The 1,149-nt window shown below is 52.0% G+C and carries 2 protein-coding genes; both read left to right on the forward strand.

Going from position 1 to position 1,149, the window contains the following annotated elements:
- Positions 1 to 171: 171 nt before the first annotated feature.
- Positions 172 to 531: a four-helix bundle copper-binding protein gene (locus tag C7C56_RS30895; RefSeq protein WP_502506485.1), complete on the forward strand. Its 360-nt coding sequence runs from the start codon at positions 172 to 174 to the stop codon at positions 529 to 531.
- 70 nt (positions 532 to 601) lie between these two features.
- A complete protein-coding gene (locus C7C56_RS11810; protein WP_106757594.1) occupies positions 602 to 1,006 on the forward strand; it encodes a DUF305 domain-containing protein in 405 nt (134 codons plus the stop codon).
- Positions 1,007 to 1,149: the final 143 nt, after the last annotated feature.

Genomic DNA, 1,149 nt, shown 5'->3' on the forward strand with positions numbered 1-1,149 from the left:
AATATATATTATGTTAAATCAAATTTATTGTTCAAGTCGGCATGCCTTTCTCGGCCACAACAGAAACCACCACGTTACGTGTGGTATCGAACAGTGACTGGGACGTTTTAGCGTTCAAATACTTGTTCACTCAAGGAGGTTGCCATGACACACCACTCACCTACGCCAGAAATGCAAAGCTGTATCGACGCCTGCACGGAATGCCATACAGTTTGCTTTCAAACGGCAATGACTCATTGCCTGGAAATGGGCGGTCGTCACGTCGAGCCCGAACACTTTCGCCTGATGATCAATTGCGCTGAACTGTGCCAGACCTCAGCGAACTTCATGCTCAGCAATTCACCGGTGCATGCGGCGGTATGCGCGGCATGTGCCCAAGTGTGTGATGCCTGCGCCGCAAATTGCGATCGGATTGGTGACATGGAGAAATGCGCCGCTACATGCCACCGCTGCGCCCATACATGCGCCGCGATGGCGGCAATGTCCGGACATGGACGTTTGACGGGCACCGCGAAGCACTCTGCCCACTAATAGCTCCGACAATTGCGCGGACACCTGGAGCGCGCATTCCCGTTAACCCTAGTTTTCAAATGGAATTAATATGAAATTGCCACAGACATGGATTAAGAACGCAATGACTATCTCGGCCGCAGCTGCGCTGATGGTGCCCATACTTGCCGTCGCACAGGGCGGCTCCCCTTCCCCGCACCAACACGCAACGGTACCGGCGGGAAGCTCAACTGCGCCAGCACATGACATGATGTCTGCGATGACGAAAATGCAAACTGAAATGGCAACAATGAAAATGTCAGGGGACATCGACCATGACTTTGCGATGATGATGGTCAGCCATCATCAGGGCGCGATCGATATGGCCAAGGTCGAACTTGCCCGAGGCAAGAACAAGCAACTCAAGCAGATGGCAGGAAAAATGATTGCCGACCAAACCAAGGAAATTTCGAAACTTAACAAGTGGATGGCACAGCATTCTGCAATAAAGAAGTAAGCCTATCGTGGCCTTCGTCTCGCAGCACTGGCAATTGGTTCGGGCCGGACTCCATCTTTCCAGCTTGGGTTTTCACGACTATCAAAAAAGGTCAAAGCGCGCCAAACGAATAAGGTTGGATCGAGCGAGCGTAGCGATGCCTC

Origin of the sequence: Massilia glaciei, from assembly GCF_003011895.2 — a bacterium.
Lineage (GTDB): Bacteria > Pseudomonadota > Gammaproteobacteria > Burkholderiales > Burkholderiaceae_D > Telluria_A > Telluria_A glaciei.